Annotated in this window: 13 protein-coding genes, 1 other RNA gene and 3 pseudogenes; 7 read left to right on the top strand and 10 right to left on the bottom strand. The window is 41.6% G+C overall.

Going from position 1 to position 18,193, the window contains the following annotated elements:
• Positions 1 to 50: 50 nt before the first annotated feature.
• Positions 51 to 152: a hypothetical protein gene (locus AOC03_RS13055; RefSeq protein WP_420480460.1), complete on the bottom strand. Its 102-nt coding sequence runs from the start codon at positions 150 to 152 to the stop codon at positions 51 to 53.
• A gap of 1,499 nt (positions 153 to 1,651) precedes the next feature.
• A pseudogene (locus AOC03_RS12875) lies at positions 1,652 to 2,094 on the bottom strand (transposase); the annotation flags it as partial.
• A gap of 360 nt (positions 2,095 to 2,454) precedes the next feature.
• On the opposite strand from AOC03_RS12875, the gene AOC03_RS11075 reads away from it, so the two are divergent.
• Positions 2,455 to 3,054 carry a papain-like cysteine protease family protein gene (locus tag AOC03_RS11075; RefSeq protein WP_062535994.1) on the top strand — a complete coding sequence of 200 codons (600 nt, stop codon included), beginning with the start codon at positions 2,455 to 2,457 and terminating at the stop codon, positions 3,052 to 3,054.
• A 201-nt stretch (positions 3,055 to 3,255) separates the two neighbouring features.
• Here AOC03_RS11075 and AOC03_RS11070 read toward each other — a convergent pair whose 3' ends face one another.
• The 6 genes and pseudogenes from AOC03_RS11070 to prmB all read right to left on the bottom strand — a co-directional run bounded on the left by AOC03_RS11070 (position 3,256) and on the right by prmB (position 8,073).
• Entirely contained in the window at positions 3,256 to 3,936 is a 681-nt protein-coding gene (locus AOC03_RS11070) for an IS5/IS1182 family transposase (RefSeq protein ID WP_062535993.1), read from the bottom strand.
• A gap of 256 nt (positions 3,937 to 4,192) precedes the next feature.
• Positions 4,193 to 4,357, bottom strand: a pseudogene (locus AOC03_RS12715) (integrase core domain-containing protein); the annotation flags it as partial.
• Between the two features lie 89 nt (positions 4,358 to 4,446).
• Positions 4,447 to 4,805: a transfer-messenger RNA gene (ssrA, locus tag AOC03_RS11065) on the bottom strand.
• 104 nt (positions 4,806 to 4,909) lie between these two features.
• Positions 4,910 to 5,581: an alpha/beta hydrolase gene (locus tag AOC03_RS11060; protein ID WP_062535991.1), complete on the bottom strand. Its 672-nt coding sequence runs from the start codon at positions 5,579 to 5,581 to the stop codon at positions 4,910 to 4,912.
• 98 nt (positions 5,582 to 5,679) lie between these two features.
• Positions 5,680 to 6,786: a chorismate synthase gene (aroC, locus tag AOC03_RS11055; protein WP_062535989.1), complete on the bottom strand. Its 1,107-nt coding sequence runs from the start codon at positions 6,784 to 6,786 to the stop codon at positions 5,680 to 5,682.
• Between the two features lie 102 nt (positions 6,787 to 6,888).
• Positions 6,889 to 8,073 carry a 50S ribosomal protein L3 N(5)-glutamine methyltransferase gene (gene prmB, locus AOC03_RS11050; protein ID WP_062535987.1) on the bottom strand — a complete coding sequence of 395 codons (1,185 nt, stop codon included), beginning with the start codon at positions 8,071 to 8,073 and terminating at the stop codon, positions 6,889 to 6,891.
• Positions 8,074 to 8,503: 430 nt separating this feature from the next.
• Here prmB and AOC03_RS11045 point away from each other — a divergent pair, with 430 nt between their 5' ends.
• The gene (locus AOC03_RS11045; protein WP_227514242.1) at positions 8,504 to 9,817 is read left to right on the top strand and encodes a L,D-transpeptidase family protein; all 1,314 of its coding nucleotides are present in this window, start codon (positions 8,504 to 8,506) and stop codon (positions 9,815 to 9,817) included.
• Between the two features lie 110 nt (positions 9,818 to 9,927).
• Here AOC03_RS11045 and AOC03_RS11040 read toward each other — a convergent pair whose 3' ends face one another.
• Positions 9,928 to 10,140 (bottom strand): hypothetical protein, encoded by a 213-nt coding sequence (locus AOC03_RS11040; protein WP_062535982.1) that lies wholly within the window; start codon positions 10,138 to 10,140, stop codon positions 9,928 to 9,930.
• A 354-nt stretch (positions 10,141 to 10,494) separates the two neighbouring features.
• On the opposite strand from AOC03_RS11040, the gene AOC03_RS11035 reads away from it, so the two are divergent.
• The 5 genes and pseudogenes from AOC03_RS11035 (at position 10,495) to AOC03_RS11015 (ending at position 17,695) form a co-directional block, all read left to right on the top strand.
• Positions 10,495 to 12,069 carry a DUF389 domain-containing protein gene (locus AOC03_RS11035; RefSeq protein ID WP_062535980.1) on the top strand — a complete coding sequence of 525 codons (1,575 nt, stop codon included), beginning with the start codon at positions 10,495 to 10,497 and terminating at the stop codon, positions 12,067 to 12,069.
• A 212-nt stretch (positions 12,070 to 12,281) separates the two neighbouring features.
• Positions 12,282 to 14,954: an alanine--tRNA ligase gene (gene alaS / locus AOC03_RS11030; RefSeq protein WP_062535977.1), complete on the top strand. Its 2,673-nt coding sequence runs from the start codon at positions 12,282 to 12,284 to the stop codon at positions 14,952 to 14,954.
• 294 nt (positions 14,955 to 15,248) lie between these two features.
• Entirely contained in the window at positions 15,249 to 16,535 is a 1,287-nt protein-coding gene (locus AOC03_RS11025; RefSeq protein WP_062535975.1) for an aspartate kinase, read from the top strand.
• A 476-nt stretch (positions 16,536 to 17,011) separates the two neighbouring features.
• Positions 17,012 to 17,179 (top strand): annotated as a pseudogene (csrA, locus tag AOC03_RS11020) (carbon storage regulator CsrA); the annotation flags it as partial.
• Between the two features lie 165 nt (positions 17,180 to 17,344).
• Complete coding sequence (locus AOC03_RS11015) at positions 17,345 to 17,695, top strand: HopJ type III effector protein (protein WP_062535973.1); 351 nt, start codon at positions 17,345 to 17,347, stop codon at positions 17,693 to 17,695.
• Between the two features lie 167 nt (positions 17,696 to 17,862).
• On the opposite strand, the gene AOC03_RS11010 is transcribed toward AOC03_RS11015, so the two are convergent.
• Positions 17,863 to 18,174 (bottom strand): YeaC family protein, encoded by a 312-nt coding sequence (locus AOC03_RS11010; protein WP_062535971.1) that lies wholly within the window; start codon positions 18,172 to 18,174, stop codon positions 17,863 to 17,865.
• Between the last annotated feature and the right edge of the window lie 19 nt (positions 18,175 to 18,193).

Genomic DNA, 18,193 nt, shown 5'->3' with positions numbered 1-18,193 from the left:
AAGCGTCTCGCAAAAGTCATCGCTAGCCCTTGTAAATCCATCATTGGAAGTCAATGAATTGGTACTTTTGTAAGAGCTCTATTACTTAGCTCATGCGGTAGATTAATGACAATTTCTCTAGCGGTACGGCTATTTTTGCGGGTCTCTGCTATCTCCGCTAAATTCCACAGTTTCGCTTGATGTGTTTTTACATTATTAGGTATGTATAACTACTTTGCTAGAACACCGTTGCGCTTACTATAGGCGTGTACATTGCAGGTGCGATCATCTTTAGCCTCAACATCAACACGGTAAGCAGCCGAAGCCGTACGTTTACTACTGCGTGATACTGGCTTAGTCAGTCGGTAATAGTTAGTAGATTACCATATTAAGACTGTCTTGTGCTTTAGTGTTTTAATTTCGAGGGTTAAGTGTAGTGTTCAACTAATTTAGGACAGCCGATAAGAGTTTTTTATTAAAGCAGTGTCTCTCTTTCTCTAGCGGTATTAAGTAATTATTAAAACGGTACGGTCTCACGGGTAGATAATAGCCTCAGATATAATCAATAATGGCGCTTTTAGTCTCACAGATATTCTTATACCCACCTTTTGGCATCCATTGTGTTTTAAAGTTTCTAAGAAAGCGTTCAGTTTGGGCGTTGTCCCATGAGCGAGGATTAGCAAAGCACTGCTTTGCCCGAGTGCAAGGCGAAAGGCTATGCAAGTAATTATTCGGCGATGGCTCATACTTTGTGTCGTACCGTCACAGTCAGCGAATATCTTACTGATGTAATGGGTTCCCTGATCGGAATGAAACACACATCATTTAGTTTCAGGCGGGTCTGATACGCCATCTGCAGCGCTACAGCCCACCAAACAACGGGCATATAAATCTAAGACCACCGCTAGATAATACCAACCGTCTTTAATGCAAATATAACTAACATTACCTGTTCAGGCTTGATTAGGCACAGTGGGGCTGAATGTGCGGTTCAATAGGTTCTCATGTGTTTTATGCGCGTCATCAGCGTACTTATATTTGTGATTTTTTAACTGACAGCTTTTAAATCCTATTTGCACCATCAGCTTACCTATCATATAGCGAGTCAGCTTGATATTATGTACATTCATTAGTATGGCAACGATACTACGAGCGCCTGCTGAGCAGTTGGAGTCGTTGAATATTTGACGGATTAACGCCTTGTACCTAACAGTGTCAAGGCTGATTGGTTTTGGCTAAATTCTATGGTAATAAATACTCTTTGTCATACTAAACAGCTTACACAGAAGGCTTTTACTGACCTGTTTGTCTTGCTCTGCAAGCTGGCGTTCAGGCTGTCCAATGTCAGCAGAGAAGAAGCCTTTTTTAAAATGTTGCACTCCATGGTAAGTCGCTTAACTTATTTGCGCAGTTCTTGTAGCTCTCGCTGCTCATCCGTTAAGGAATTACCAGGTGTAGGTACTTGGCCATTTACTTCTTGACGATATTAGCTCAGCCATTTCTGTAAGGTGGATTTGCCACATCAGCTATTTTACGGTGGTGATCAACGACTAAGCTGGTAGCTTTTAATTTGAATTCTCGGGTATATTAATTGCGTTTGTTGGTCATACTATTTTCCTTCTTTGGGTTAGTATAACCTCTTAGCAGTTGTCCAATTTTATTATGCTACTACAGTTGATGTCTTAACATCTAATACGTGAGACATGCAGGTAGTACTAAATATTTTCTGGTTATCCTTGATAAAAATGTACTTCATCAACTGTCACTGTGGGTATAGCCCTACGTCTTGCGTCACTAAAACAGTTTACTAGACTGTTTTAGTGACGTTCCTCATTCGCGAAGTACGCTGTGTTTTTAGAATGTCTCGCTCATCCTGAGCAACCTTGAGATCACGTTTAATACCTTTATTCTCCTCTATCATGGCCATGAGTTCAGGATCATATTGCTTAGTACCTATAAGCTTGCCTTCATTCGCTTTGTTTTGCCAGTTAGATAAGGTCTGCATGGTTATACATAGCTGCTTTACAGTCGCTGAAATATTACCTTTATTACTGCTATCTTTTTGATGTCCTCAGCTTTGCAAGCTGCACCGTAGATTTTGACTTTCTTAGTCATGATAAACTCCCGTTAATATACTTAGTTTACCAAATTTGGTTCTACAGTTTCTTCAGCATAGATCAGTCCGCAGGATTGGTTAATTTCGAGCTTAATATTTGACTTTTGCAAGAGGTTTACAAATATTCTAACTTTTATTTACTAATAATTGTCTAGTCTTGAGCATATTACTATATAATCATATATATTCTTTTAAGCGGATATTCAATAATTATATATATTCGTTTAAACGAATATTATTACGCTAATCAAGCGTTTATATGGATCATATTATCAATAGTTAGGTTTTCTTAATATTTCAATAAAAATATGACTAATAATGTTTTATATTTTTAAGCTTATAATAAGGGAGATGTTGCCATGGACAGACGAAATTTCCTCAAAGTTGGTTCAGGATCTTTAGCGATTGGTGCGATGGGTATGAGTGGTAATGCATCAGCTCTTATCAACTATAATCCATCTAACCAGCAGGACACACTTATAGATACTAGACTAGCTTTTATCAATGCAAAAGATCAAAGGAATACTCAATGGTGCTGGGCGGCCTGTATAGGTATGGTATTTCTTTATTATGGTTTGAACGTCTCTCAAGAAACGTTAGTTGAGCAAACTTGGGGAGGATTAGTTGACGATATAGGAACTCCTAAACAAATACTTATGAACTTAAACCATCCTTGGATGGATTTAAGAGGTCATGGCTTTTATGTTACAGGTGACTCTTATGCTGCTAATCACATAATGGCAGCTCAAGACTTATCTAATGATATGCCACTAATTATAAGTACTATGGGACACTCAATGGTATTGACTTCTCTTCGGTATGTAGGAGACCAACATGGGCGTGGTGATGTTATTGATGCTATCGTACTAGATCCTTGGGAAGATAAGGGTAGAAGGTCGCTTTCTGAACAAGAATGGTATAGCGCTGATTTTTTGACTCGTATCAGAGTACAAAGCTAGTGATAGTTGTTACTATATAATAAGTTCAAGATAAAATCGATACAGCCAATATCATAAAATAGTTTATTTAAGTTATTTTCCATCCAGCGTTGGCGTAGAAACTTAGCTTGTGCCCATTTCTTCTCGATAGGGTTTAGATTAGAGCTATAGTGTGGCAGCGATAGGATACGATGACCTTTCTTATTAGGGCGTGTTGAACATTCATAACTTCAACCAAAGATAAGCACAAGCGAGAGCTACCGTATTTTCATAACTCTGCTTGAGCTTATCAAACCTAGTGGCAACTGCTCTATAGTTTTTTAACTTAGCGAAAGCGTTTTCTACTAAATGTCGAGCCTTGTACAAGTCCCAGTCCATATGCTCGTTGGTAGACTTCGTATTCTGTTTGCGAGGAATATTATTGGCGCAACCAGCTTGCTTAATATGCGCACGTAGCGCCTCAGAATCATGACCCTTATCGGCACATACGATCACGGTGTCGCTTAAATCCATCTTATCGATTAAATCTGATGCTACCTTCACATCATGTGTGGTGCCATCTGATAAGAGAAAAGTAATAGGGTTATCATGAGCACCGCTGCTATGTTGGTGCGCTTTAATATGAGTACCATCAATAAAAACCCATTCGCAGTCTGAGTCTTTTATTAATAAAGCAAATAGCGCAATAAGCTTATTACTACGAAACCAGCGTTGGTAAGCTTTGTAGATGGTGTTAGGCTTACCAAAATACTCGGGTAAGTCACGCCAAGGGCAACCAACACGCATCCGATAAAGGATACCTTCAACTGTTTGTCTCAGATTTCCTTTGTCATAAATACTCAGTTCTAGTAAGATAGGTCTTAGTCTAGTCCAGTTTTCATCTTTGAGCATGGTGCCAGGCATAGCGAGCGTGATCTTTTGGTGTGAGAACTTAAAGATTAGACGTTCGCTATTTTTGTGGCCTATGCTGTCAATACCGTAGACATTAGCTTGGAAGACTTTGGTTACGCAGCCCGACGGTAAAAGTCAAACCATATCTGTCTTGGCGTTTTATAACTGGACATCTATTAAGAGGTTATACTAACCTAAAGAAGAACAATAGTATGACTAGCAAACGCAATGGTAATCATCCCAACCATAAGACACTTATCAAATAGAATTAAGCTGAGTGGTTTAGTTTCTGTATTAGCGTAAAGCCAACATTGCCCATGTTCAGGGGCTCTTGATTGTAGTGGTATCACCAATCTTCAGGTTGCTGACGAACTTGGTTTAAATTAGCAAACAACTCTTTGTTTAACCAATCATAACGCATCGTTCTATTATATGCGCTCAACATAATATAACACTCTTTACCTGAAAAACACTCAAAATAAAGGGCTAACAGTCTATGACGGTCAGCCCTTTATCGTTGTTTGGTGGAGATGGCGGGAGTTGAACCCGCGTCCGCCAGCATTACGCTCATGAATCTACATGTTTAGTTTCTGTCTTTGGCTTTAATCCGCACCGATCCGACAGTCAGGATGGATTGGACGATTCTCTACTTTTGAACCCAAGCGATTGAGACAATCCCTTGTGGCGATCCTACATGCGGACGCTTCAACTTAGTTGACCGACTATAGGTGATCAGCTACTAAGTAAACAGGGTTTAAGCTGCTAGAGCGTAATTTTCGTCGTTTGCGACTATAACAATATATGTTTGATTAACGAGAGGACATATACTCTCGACATGCATCATTAAGTTTCATTACCAGCGTCGAAGCCAGAACATCCCCAATTGATAGCCGCATTATATAGGAATAATGACCTACGTGACAACCCATTACTCATGGTTATTACATCACGTTACACGTTATCCTTACTTATATCATGCACCGTTTCACGATAATACTTTATTTAACCACTTTCCTATACTTTTAATTTGTGGCATACACACTTGATGCGCCATTGGATAAGTCTGACAATGAACATTGTATCCTTTAGATAATAATAGCTGCTGAGCTTGCTCACCTAGAATAACGGGCACAACGGGGTCATGAGTACCATGCTCAATCAATATTGGCATGGCTTGATTAGCAGCGCTATAATCTATATGGTCATTAGTGGCTAAATAAGTAGACAACGCCATCAAACCTGCTAAACGTTGCGGATAGCCCAATGCTACATGATAGGCGACTGCCCCACCCTGCGAAAATCCAGCAATGACAATATGCTCAGCTGCCACGCCGCGTTCTATCTCACGGGCGATTAAATCACGAATTTGTTGCGACGACTCTTCAATTTGACTGACATCAACTTTACGCTCGATACTCATCTCTAGGATATCGTACCATGCGGGCATCACCATGCCACCATTGATAGTCACTGGACGCTCGGGAGCATGAGGGAAAATAAAACGTACGGCAATATCATCTGCCAAGCCTAATTCCGGTACAACGGATTCAAAGTCATGTCCGCTAGCACCCAAGCCATGCAACCAAATAACTGCGCGTTTGATTTCTTTTTTCGTAGGATTGTGTTCGACAATAACGGCATCTAAATATTTACTCATTGGTTATCCTTTTTAAAACTTTATAGATATAAAAAAGCCCTTTGCAACTCTAAATTGAAGAGCAATAAAGGGCTAGTCATTATTAATAGATTAATAGCCTAATGCACAATAGCTGTTATAGGTGGCACAACATCAGCATTTTGCCCACGATTGCGCAGATAGTGATCTAGTAATACGATGGCAAGCATGGCTTCGGCAATAGGCGTGGCTCGTACACCAACACAAGGATCATGACGACCTTTGGTTAACATATCGACCGCTTCGCCTTGAGCATTAATACTTTTACCCGCAGTGGTGATACTAGAAGTGGGTTTGAGTGCAATACTGACGCGAATATCTTGCCCCGAAGAGATTCCGCCCAAAATACCACCCGCATGATTGGCGGTAAAGCCATCTGGTGTCATCTCATCGCGGGCGCTATGTCCAAATTGTTCAGCGACTGCCATACCATCGCCGATTTCAACGCCTTTAACGGCATTGATACTCATCATAGCATGGGCAATATCGGCATCGAGACGGTCAAAAACAGGCTCACCCAATCCGACAGGGACGCCACTGGCAATAATTTCTAAGCGCGCGCCACAGCTGGTACCTTCACGGCGCAAGCTGTCTATTAAGGTTTCAAAGCGTACAATCGCGTCTTTATCCGCACAAAAGAACGGGTTACTATTCACAAACTCCCAATCGATTTCACTAGACTCAATCTCTTTGCAATGCTCAGAACCCATTTGGGTGACATGACCACGGACTTGGACACCCAAACGCTCAAACAGGTATTTCTTAGCTATCGCGCCCGCAGCAACACGCATTGCCGTTTCGCGTGCTGAGGAACGCCCGCCGCCACGATAATCACGAAAACCGTACTTCATACTATAAGTATAGTCGGCATGACCAGGGCGAAAGGTATCTTTAATCTCGCCATAATCTTTCGATTTCTGATTGGTATTGCGAATGAGCAAACCAATTGGCGTACCCGTCGTTTTACCCTCAAAGACGCCAGAGATAATTTCCACCTCGTCAGACTCACGGCGCTGGGTTGAGTATTTTGAGCTGCCTGGTTTACGACGGTCTAAGTCGATTTGCAAGTCTTCAGCACATAATGCCAAACCAGACGGCACGCCATCGACAATAGCCATCAAGCCTGCCCCATGTGACTCACCGCAAGTGGTCACAGAAAAAAGTTTTCCAATACTATTGCCTGACATGTTTGTCCTTAAACGGGTAAAAGATATCGATTGGTATTTATTATTCGTTTTTCTATAAATAAGTAGTCATCACTCATTAGCCATGACTACTATTAAACGCTATTACTGACTATTGTCTAATAGCTGTACATAATGCGCAAATAAGTTACGGTGTGCGGTTAATTCATCAAACGTAATCGCAAATATGCCATGACCACCATTGGCAAATTTAAGCCAATCAAACTGAATATCAGGGTATGCTTGATTCAATGCCCACTCGCTATCACCAACTTCACAAATCAGTAAGCCTTCTGGACTTAAGTAATCAGCCGCTTCAAATAAAATACGATGTACCAAGTCCAGTCCATCTTGACCAGCGGCTAGCGCATGCTCAGGCTCATATAAAAACTCAGGTGGTAAGTCTGCCATAATCGCCGCATCCACGTACGGTGGATTGGTCACGATAAGCTCATATTGATGCTCAGGTGGAAGCTTGGCAAATAAGTCAGACTCAATCACATTCACTTGATGATTTAGGTCATGATGATCAACGTTGACCATTGCCACTTCCAACGCGCCTTTATCAATATCAACAGCATCAACCAATGCATCGACAAAACGCGTTGCCAGTGCAATAGCAATACAACCAGAACCGGTACACATATCCAAAATGCGCTCAGGCTGTGACAATTGCATCACCTCTAACCCATGCTCATAGAATTTTGACGCCTGCTCAGTGCCCTTTTTACCAAGTGGCTTTGCCAACTCATTGGCATCAAAATAAGGATAAAACTGCTGTTGAATCAGCTCAGCAATAGGTGAACGTGGAATTAAGACGCGTTCATCCACATAAAATGGCAAATCACAAAAATAGGCTAAATTAATCAAATAACTTAGTGGCTTACGTTCAGCAATACGCTCTTCTAACAATGCCAATACTGCCTGCTTTTCTGAGGACGTCAAACGACAGTCCAAGATTTGCTCATCAGCCGACCAATCTAGCGATAAAGAATGCATGACAATGGCTGAGGCTTCAGCGAATTCGTCGGTTGTTCCTTGCGCTACCACTACCTCATAATTGCGCAATTGCGTGACACCAAAGCGGATAAAATCGCGAATACTAAATAACTGCTCACGAGCTTCCTCGAGTTCTGCATGCAAATTAGCAAATTGGGTATGCTCAGTGAGCAATCCAGTCTCGTCCGATGCTGAGTCACTATCTAAATCAACATCAAATTCATGCGAATCATGACCGCTAAAATATTGATTCTGAAAATCTTCTGCACTGATAGTCTGGTGTTCTGACATAACTCACCTTATTGATTACATGCTCATTGGTTACATGCTAATTGGTTAATTAAAATACGGTTAGCGCATTATAGACATAAACGTTATGCAGCGCCAATAACTGTAGAATTTACTTTAAGACTTACTCAAATATTTACTTGAATAAAAGCTACTTTTATCCTATTACGAGGACTTCATACGGCACTTATTCGCTCGCTGTATGACCTTATTCAAAACTTACTAAATCAAGCCTGACGCAATATTGCAGATAGAGCATAACCCAATCATTGCCAAATTGTATTCGATACGTCAGCAACTCATACTTAACGTTATATCACTACAAAAAGATGTATCAAAAATTTGCGAAGCGCCCGAATTATGCGCATAATAGCCCCATTATAACCTTCAACTGTGACTCAATATGATGAAAATAAAGCCACTTATTATTTCTATGTCAATCACTGCCTTGAGTGCTACTATCAGCATCAGCGCTCTTGCCGCACCTATTGATAGTAATCGCACTTTACCAGTGCGCACTGTAAACAATCTACCTAGTCTAGCTGTAAAAACTAGCCTTGAAATTCAGGAAAATCGTAACCGCTCAACAACCAGTAGTAGCGCTGCTATAGCCAAACCTGCGAATAAGCCTAAACTTGCCGCTGATAATATGAGCGTTGAAGAGTTAACGCGCAAAGACGGACAGTCTGATGACATCAGTGGCGGTCAAGTGGTCGCTGATCCGAGCAGCTCCGCATCTTTTAACTCAGCTGATTCACAGGGTTTTGCATTACCTGATGCCGGACAACTTCAAGATGCCAGCAACGACGCTGCCATCAAAAGTATCGCCGATATCGATGGTAAAAAACACACAACGCTGAATCTCTCAAGCTATGCCAAGCAAGTAAATGAGGCGACGTGGACGCCGAACATGAACGTCAACTCAGCAATGACCATCAAAATGCAAGCCTTGCTGGATTGGAATCATGCTTCTCCGGGCGCGATTGATGGCGGTTGGGGTATGAACAGCAAAAAAGCCTTGATTAACTTTCAAAATATGAGAGGCTTGCCAGCAACCGGTAAAATGGATCAAGCAACATGGGATGCCCTTAATAAGAACATTCCTGCTAATAAGCCCGTTTTGGTGACTTACACTTTGACTGATGAAGATATCAATACTAATTTTGCGGTGACTCCAGCAGGCGCAGAAGAAAAGTCTAAGATGAAAGGTTTGTATTATCAAGATATCAAAGAGATGCTGGGTGAACGCTTCCATATGGACGTACGCTACCTTGATAAGTTAAATAAAAATAAAGGCTATAAAGCAGGCGAGACGATTACCGTCCTTAACACGCGTGCGCCGCTAAAAGAACGCATCACTCGTGTGGTCGCTAGTAAAGCAGATAAAACGCTATACGCCTATAATGGTGACAAACTGGTCGCCACCTATCCAACCACAGTCGGTAGTGACAGCACGCCATCACCGCAAGGCACCTTTAAAATCGTGAATAAAGTAAAAATGCCTTGGTATAAAGCCACCGTTGGTGAAGGCGATCAGAAAAAAGTACACATGCTACCACCAGGTCCAAATAGCCCCGTTGGTGTAGTATGGATGGGATTGTCTAAACCTTCTTATGGTCTACACGGTTCACCTAAACCTGAAGGCATTAGCCGCCAAGCATCAGCAGGCTGCGTCCGCTTGACCAACTGGGACGTACTAGAAGTGTATGCCAATATCGAAAATGGCGCGACAGTTGAGCTAAAATAGTGACTGTCGTTTAAATATATTTTTATAATCAAAAAAAAGACCTTTTAAAAGGTCTTTTTTGCGTTTAAATCATTAATGATTATGCGCCAAATGTATCAATAAACGATGCCTTAAACTTTATAACCTTCCTCATTGCCGGTAATACTGCCCACTTTTTTGGTGAAAAACAACCCAACAGGAATAGAGATTAATATACCAACCGCCACTGCCATTTGTATATGTGGAATTTGGTTAAATGGAGATAACAGTGCTGTAATCATCAACACACCAGTGATAACGGTTGCTGCTATTGAATAGATGACAGAGAATAGTGGCCAGTTCATGATGTAATCCTCATATTATGTGTGGGTATAACACCTTTATACGCTATATCCATACCAATAGTAAGCCTTTCTTGTAGACGCGTTGGCTATTTATAGTGACTGACTTTCGTTTAAAACCATGATAATATTATGGAGTTAGTTGAGGTCCTGCAAAAATCGTCGATTTCTCTAGTTTATTATCCCTCCTTTTCGTATTTCTCTCCTTTTCGTATTTCTCTTCTTAATGTCCTCATAAATGCTATCACGCCACCGATACGCGTTATTCAAAATACTTATTCAATAAATGTTAGGTTTTTATTCATTTATCCTTACAATAGAGTCTTACTTTTATTTTCTTGATAAAGACCTATTGCCATGCCATTACCTTCTGCAAAAGACAATCAAAATGGTCAAAATCACATTGCTACGCCTGAAAGCAATGCTACTGATTCTGTGTCAAGTACGGGAGAGGCAGAAGATATGAATCAAAAAATTGATAATGCCAATAACGATAATGATGCAGAAACTGCAGAAACACAGATGCCTGAACCTAAGATAACCCTAACGTCACCAAGCCCCGATATTGCCATCGCTACGTTAGAGACCCCAAATCCTGAAACCCAAATCGCTATCAAAGTGCTCAACTCAGAACCTCAACACGAAAATAATAGCGACCTTCAGCTTGAGGATGCCAGTCAGCCTGAAGAAGTGGTGGTTAAAGAAAATCTTTATACAGCGTCACCCACTAACGACGCAGCTCAAGATACCGCTTCTCAAGATATTGATGAAGAGAATGAAACACCAAAAACAGCAATCCTCGAAAAAGAGGAAGAAAAAGTAGTAGAAAAAATAATAGAAAAAAAAGAAGCCAAACTTGAGTCGTATAAGCAGTTCGTAGCGGAACAATTCAACCATAAAAAAATAGATTATCCTGAAGTACGGATTTCCATTGAAGCCAATGCGCTACCAAGCAAAATGTACTTTGTGATGAACTTTCTGTCCGCCATTATTGCCAGTTATGGACTGATTGCCAATTCAGTAGCAGTAGTTATTGGGGCGATGCTCGTTGCCATGATGCTAGGACCGATTACGGGGGTTGCACTAGCGATTATTGATTATCGAATGCCGTTGCTGCGTAAGTCGCTATTTACCGTTGCGGCAGGCATATCTTTGGTCATATTTGTAGGCTATATCGTTGGTTGGTTACATCAAGGCGAGCCGCTTACTGCTGAAGTTCTCTCACGTACTCAGCCAACCTCTATGGATCTTATGATAGCGCTTGCTGGCGGTACAGCGGGTGCTTATGCCATGGTCTCCCCCAATCTTTCTGTAGCCGTCGTTGGGGTTGCAGTTGCTACCGCTTTGGTACCACCACTAGCCGCAAGTGGTATTTTATTTGCCAATGGCGAGGGGCAACTTGGTTTGGGGGCGCTACTATTGGCCATTACGAATATTATTGCGATTCAATTTACCAATGCGATGGTGTTATGGTTTTTAGGTTTTAGGCGTTTGGTTGATGACGATTATAAATCAAATACCTTTTTCACCTTTCTGCGACGTAATGCGGTCACTGTATTATTATTGATTGGTTTGGGTGTTTATCTCACGATCAATTTAAACACCAGTGCTCGGCAGCAGACTTTTGAGAATCATGTTAAACAGACGATTAGTAGTTACTTTGAAAGCAAGGGTAATGTACTGACCAATACACAATTTGACAAAGCAGATGGCAAGCAGATTATTCGTGCCGTTATTCGTGGAGAAACAACGCCTAGCGCTTATGATGTGCAGCAGATTGAGGCGTCAATTACTCAAGATATACATGATAATTTTCCCAACTACTTACCTATTAAGCTACAGCTACAATATCTTCCCGTACAAGTCATCGAATCCAATCCGCTGATACAAGATAAGCTCGATAAGACGGATGCGAATATTTTAACCAATTAGATTATAGAGTCCACTATTTTTCAGAATAGCTAACTTACAGTACTTACTCATAATATTTACTTTCAATACTTACTCTTAATACTTACTTACCATGCTGAATAATACCCACCCAAGCATATCGTTTGCCAAGAGCTTAGCCGAGTGTGCTAAAATCGCTGGCAAAATTATTTTATTTACTTCTCATTCATTCTATCCGCCAGTAAGGAGCCGCTGTGAGCCAGCCATTTCGCTCAGCCGATATTCGCCAAGCCTTTATAAATTTTTTTATAAGCAAGCAGCATACCCCAGTTCCATCATCAAGTCTGATTCCGCATAATGACCCGACGCTATTATTTACCAATGCGGGTATGAATCAGTTCAAAGAGACCTTTTTGGGTATGGAACCTCGCGACTATACGCGTGCCGTGACCTCACAAAAGTGTGTGCGCGCTGGTGGTAAGCATAATGACTTGGATAATGTTGGCTATACCGCCCGCCATCATACTTTTTTTGAGATGCTCGGTAATTTCTCTTTCGGTGACTACTTTAAGCAAGCAGGTATCGCCTATATTTGGGAGTTCTTAACCGCTGACAATTGGTTGGCAATTGATAAAACGCGTTTGTACGTGACCATTTATCATACTGACGATGAAGCCTTTGATATTTGGCACAACGAAATCGGCTTGCCAGCAGAACGTATTATTCGTATTGGCGATAATAAAGGCACACCATACGCCTCGGATAACTTCTGGACGATGGGTGATACCGGTCCTTGTGGTCCTTGTACCGAAGTATTTTATGACCACGGTGCCGATATCGAAGGTGGATTACCCGGTACACCTGAAGAAGATGGCGACCGCTATATTGAGATTTGGAACTGCGTGTTTATGCAGTTTAATCGCCAAAAAGACGGTACGATGTTGCCACTACCGGCACCAAGTGTTGATACTGGTATGGGACTTGAGCGTATAAGCGCCATCATGCAAGGCGTTCACGGCAATTATCAAATCGACTTATTTACCCATTTGATGGATGCGGCTGCTAAGATTTTAGGCATTAATAATGAGCAACAATCATCGTTAAAAGTGATTGCCGATCATATCCGTGCGGTATCATTTTTGATTGCTGATGGCGTGATGCCAGGCAACGAAGGTCGTGGCTATGTGCTGCGCCGTATTATTCGTCGTGCAGTGCGTCATGGTAATAAGCTTGGCGCAGAAAGCGATTTCTTTTATCAAATGGTTGCGCCATTAGTAGCAGAGATGGGCACGGCTTATCCTGAACTTGTCGCCAAACAAAGCGTAATTGAAAACGCCATTCAAAAAGAAGAAACCCAATTTGCTAAAACCTTGGCTCAAGGTTTACGTTTATTAGCTACTGAGCTTGAAGGTTTACAAGATGGCGATGTATTGTCAGGTGAAGCAGCATTTAAGTTATATGATACTTACGGCTTCCCTGTTGATTTGACCGCAGATATTACGCGTGAGCGCGGTATTCGTATCGATGAAGCCGAGTTTGATGAACACATGCAAGCGCAACGTGAGCGCGCGCGTGATGCCGGAAAATTTGACGTTGATTATAGCAGTGTCATTCAAGTCGAGACGCCAACGACCTTTATTGGCTATGAGCAATTGCATGACGATAATGTCAATATCGTTGCGCTTTATCAAGACGGTAAAGCGGTTGATAGCTTAGCTGAAGGGATGGAAGGCGTTATTGTTCTTGACCGTACGCCATTTTATGCTGAAGGTGGCGGACAAGTCGGTGAGCTTGGCGAAATTCGCAGTGCGTCTGGTGTGTTCGAAGTGCAAGATACCAAAAAATCAGGGCAAGCGATTATTCATTATGGTGTCGTCACCATGGGCGAAATAAATGCCAAGCAAGTGGCTGATGCGCAAGTGCTGTCTAGTATTCGCTCGGCAAGTGCCAAAAATCACTCTGCGACGCATTTATTGCACGCAGCTTTACGTCAAGTATTGGGCAGCGACGTGACCCAAAAAGGCTCGTTGGTATCAAGTGAAGTCCTGCGTTTTGACTTTTCTTATGATAAGCCTGTTAGCCCTGCCGAACTCAGCAAAATTGAACGCTTAGTTAATGAGCAAATTCAAGCCAATGCCCCTGCTTGTATCGAAAATATGTCTATTGATAAAGCGATGGATAAAGGCGCCATGGCATTGTTTGGTGAAAAATACGGTAGCGATGTTCGCGTTCTAACCATGGGTACGGATGTTATCGTTGATGGTAAGCAGCAGCCATTCTCGATTGAGCTGTGTGGCGGTTTGCATGTGCAGCGTACGGGTGATATTGGACTGTTAAAAATTACTAGCGAGGGCGGTATTGCCGCAGGTATTCGCCGCATTGAAGCCGTGACTGGCATGAATGCGGTAAAATATATTCAACAAAGCGAGCAGCAATTGAGCGAACTTGCAGGACAACTTAAAGTAAAACGCCCAGAAGTTGCCCAGCGCGTACGCACCATGAGCGATAAACAGCGTGATCTTGAAAAACAACTTGAACGCTTAGAGCAAAAAATCGCCAGTGCCCAAGCCGCCAATTTACTTGACGACGTACAGACTATCGCGGGTACACCCGTCTTAATCAGCACTTTATCCGGTGTCGATGGTAAGTCTATTCGTACGCTTATGGACGATATTAAATCGAAACTACCTGATAGCATTATTGTTCTCATTGGTGATAAAGATGAACAATTGGCACTAGCGGCAAGTGTGGCGAAATCTGTGATGGCTCGCGTCAAAGCCGGTGACATCATTCGTCATTTGGCAGGTGAGCTTGGTGGTAAAGGCGGCGGTAAGCCTGACTACGCGCAAGGCGGTGCATCAAAAGGAGATAATAGCGTCACCGTTATCAGTGCCCTACCTGCTTGGTTAGAGAGTCAACTTGGTTAAGCAGTTAAATGGTTATTGCTAAAAACACCAGTCTACGCGATACCATTGGTTATGATCCTCATAACCAATTACCATCTATTTAGCTCGTGTCTTGTCTTAAATTTATAGTGCAAATATGGTATAACGTGTAACGGTTAGCAAGAACGGCAATACAGCAGAGCATTCTACAAAACCACTTATTTTATAATCGTTATATTTTTTATAGTTAGGCTTTATCTTCATACACTCAATCAATAATGACATTCGTTTTGCTTGATGCTGAGCGAGAGCCTTTGATAATAATAGGTACATTTTATGGCGTTAATAGTACAAAAATACGGCGGCACCTCAATGGGCAGTATCGACCGTATCAAAAATGTCGCTAAGCGGGTGAAACGCTGGCATGATAACGGTCATCAAATTGTCGTTGTTGTTTCTGCTATGAGCGGCGAGACCAACCGTCTTATCGACTTGGCACGCCAAATCAGCAGCCAGCCTGATCCACGTGAATATGACCAAATGGTGTCAACCGGTGAGCAAGTATCCATCTCACTGCTCGCCATGGCGATTAAAGAACTGGGTGTTGGCGCACAGTCTTTTACTGGTCGCCAAGTTGCCATTAAAACTGACAGCGCGCATAATAAAGCCCGTATCGAGTCTATTGAAGATAAAAATATTCGTGAGCAATTAGACGCCGGTAATGTGGTTATCGTTGCAGGCTTTCAAGGTATAGATGAGCAAGGCAATGCGACCACTTTAGGTCGTGGCGGTTCTGATACCACTGGTGTTGCGATTGCAGCAGCATTGGGTGCGGATGAATGTCAGATTTATACTGATGTCGATGGCGTTTATACCACTGATCCACGGGTCACTTCAAAAGCCAAAAAACTTGAAAAGATTACTTTTGAAGAAATGCTAGAGATGGCGAGTTTGGGCTCAAAGATTTTGCAAATTCGCTCGGTAGAGTTTGCAGGTAAATATGGCGTACCGTTACGCGTGTTGTCTAGCTTTGATGAAGACAATGACGGCAGCTTTGATCAAGACTTTCAAGACAATGTCGGCACCCTAATTACGATAGACGAAGGAGACAACATGGAACAGGCAATCATCTCAGGTATCGCCTTTAATCGCGATGAAGCAAAAATTGTGGTACGCGATGTGCCTGATCACCCTGGTATTGCGTCGGCAATTTTAAGCCCTATCGGTCGCGCAAATATCGAAATTGATATGATAGTCCAAAACCTATCGACCAATGGCATGACTGATTTTAGCTTCACCGTCAATCGCTCTGACATGGAAAAAACCATGAAAGTGTTGAATGAAGAAGTAAAAGACGAGATTGGTGCTAAAGAAGTGATCGGTAACAGTGATGTCGTTAAAGTATCATTGGTTGGCGTTGGCATGCGCTCACACGCAGGTGTTGCTAGCTTGATGTTCCAAACATTGGCTGAAAACAATATCAATATCCAAATGATATCAACCAGCGAAATCAAAGTATCAGTGCTTATCCAAGAGCAATATTTAGAAAAAGCGGTTAAATCACTGCATACTGCTTTTGGTCTTGACCGCGTAGACGGTGACACTAAAGTTGCTGGACAATAATTTATAACAGTCTTGATTAATAACCGTCTTTATTGATAACAATCGTTAGTGATAAAAGCGGTAAGTTATAAATCCTTTGATGTATAGAAGCTTTAATTGGTAAAGCATATAGTTTATCAAAACCGTTATTCACAATATTTGGCCATTACTGATTTAATAGGGTCTTCTACGACCCTATTTTTTTACCTTTTATTTGCCTTTTAGTTGCTGCTCTTAGTATTTACCGCGCAGTTTTGTGAAAAGCCGTGACAGTCTCTATGCTGGCACTTATAATGATTCGTTCATTTGGGCTAAATGAATTTACCTATTATCATCACTATTCACCGCATCTAGGTGATTTTCCTAGCTATCGGATTTTTATAGATAAACAATTTTATCTTAGAAAACCTACAAGTCGCATGAATAAGTGATATCCTGCAACTGAGATATAATCTAATGAGTAATAACTTGTTGATGCGACATAAGGAGTGTGACGCATGTTAATTTTGACACGCCGCGTGGGCGAAACCTTAATGATTGGTGACGAGGTCAGTGTGACTGTCCTAGGCGTTAAAGGCAATCAGGTACGAATTGGTGTGAATGCGCCAAAAGATATTGCGGTACATCGTGAAGAGATTTATCAGCGTATTCAACACGAGCGGTCGGTACAGTCGCAAATGCAACATCTTGAACAAGGCAACTTTGCGCCTTCATTCGATGACGAAGACTATTTTAACCGCTAAGCCGTCATCCTTAACATTTAATCACTAAGCATCTATTCAGCATAAATTATTTTCTGCTTTTGCTACTTGCTTTGAGGTCATTTATTTATGAGTCTCCGCCAATCAGACGTTTCGGCTTTACTCAATGGTTTGAATAAAAAAGCCATTGGTTTCAAGGATGTTATCAGCTTTATTGATGACTTTTATCATTATGTTCCTGTGCCCTTTGTCAATGGCATGGTGCACAATGCTGCTGGCGAAAATGAAGGCAGTGCCAAGATTTTTGGTTTTGCCAAACATCATGGTCTCAATCAGCTGGACACCTTAAAGCTATTCGGTGAGCATTATGCACACGTGCAAGCAACACCAAATGGTGTCGATCATGCCAATATTCGTAATTTTTTACATTGGGGTTGGCAAGGGTTTTTGATGCAAAATAACCCTTTAACTGAGCTTTGAAGCATTGACACGACTGCCATTTAATCGACTGTAAAATACGATAAAAAAGCCACACTATTCAGATAGCGTGGCTTTTTTTATCGTAATAAATAATCACTATTACATCTTTCTGATTCATCAACGTCTTATTTATTAGACATTGTTTATTACATACCGTTTATAAAACATTATTTATCACGAAATTTTACGGGTTGAATAGCGCCTTTCGGATTTGGCATATTGGGATAATGATGTTCATGTTCAACATCGCATTCCTCGCCAACGATAGAGCCATCACTTTTTATGGGTTTATGAATATAGCCAGTGCGTTCAGACGGGGATAGATGTTCATGCTCCCAAATCATAACCGCTTGCATACAAGTTTCGCGCTGTTCGGCAGTTAATTTACGACCATCAGACCATTTACTCAGTTCAATAGCCATACGAAATTTCTCAACCACTTCAGGCGTTAGTGTTGCTAATATCGTCTCTTTATCCATCCTATCTACACTCCTCTAC

The sequence above is a fragment of the Psychrobacter urativorans genome (assembly GCF_001298525.1).
GTDB classification, from domain to species: domain Bacteria; phylum Pseudomonadota; class Gammaproteobacteria; order Pseudomonadales; family Moraxellaceae; genus Psychrobacter; species Psychrobacter urativorans_A.
The sequence above is the reverse complement of the archived record's forward strand: the minus strand, read 5'-3'. Positions and strand labels throughout refer to the sequence as shown.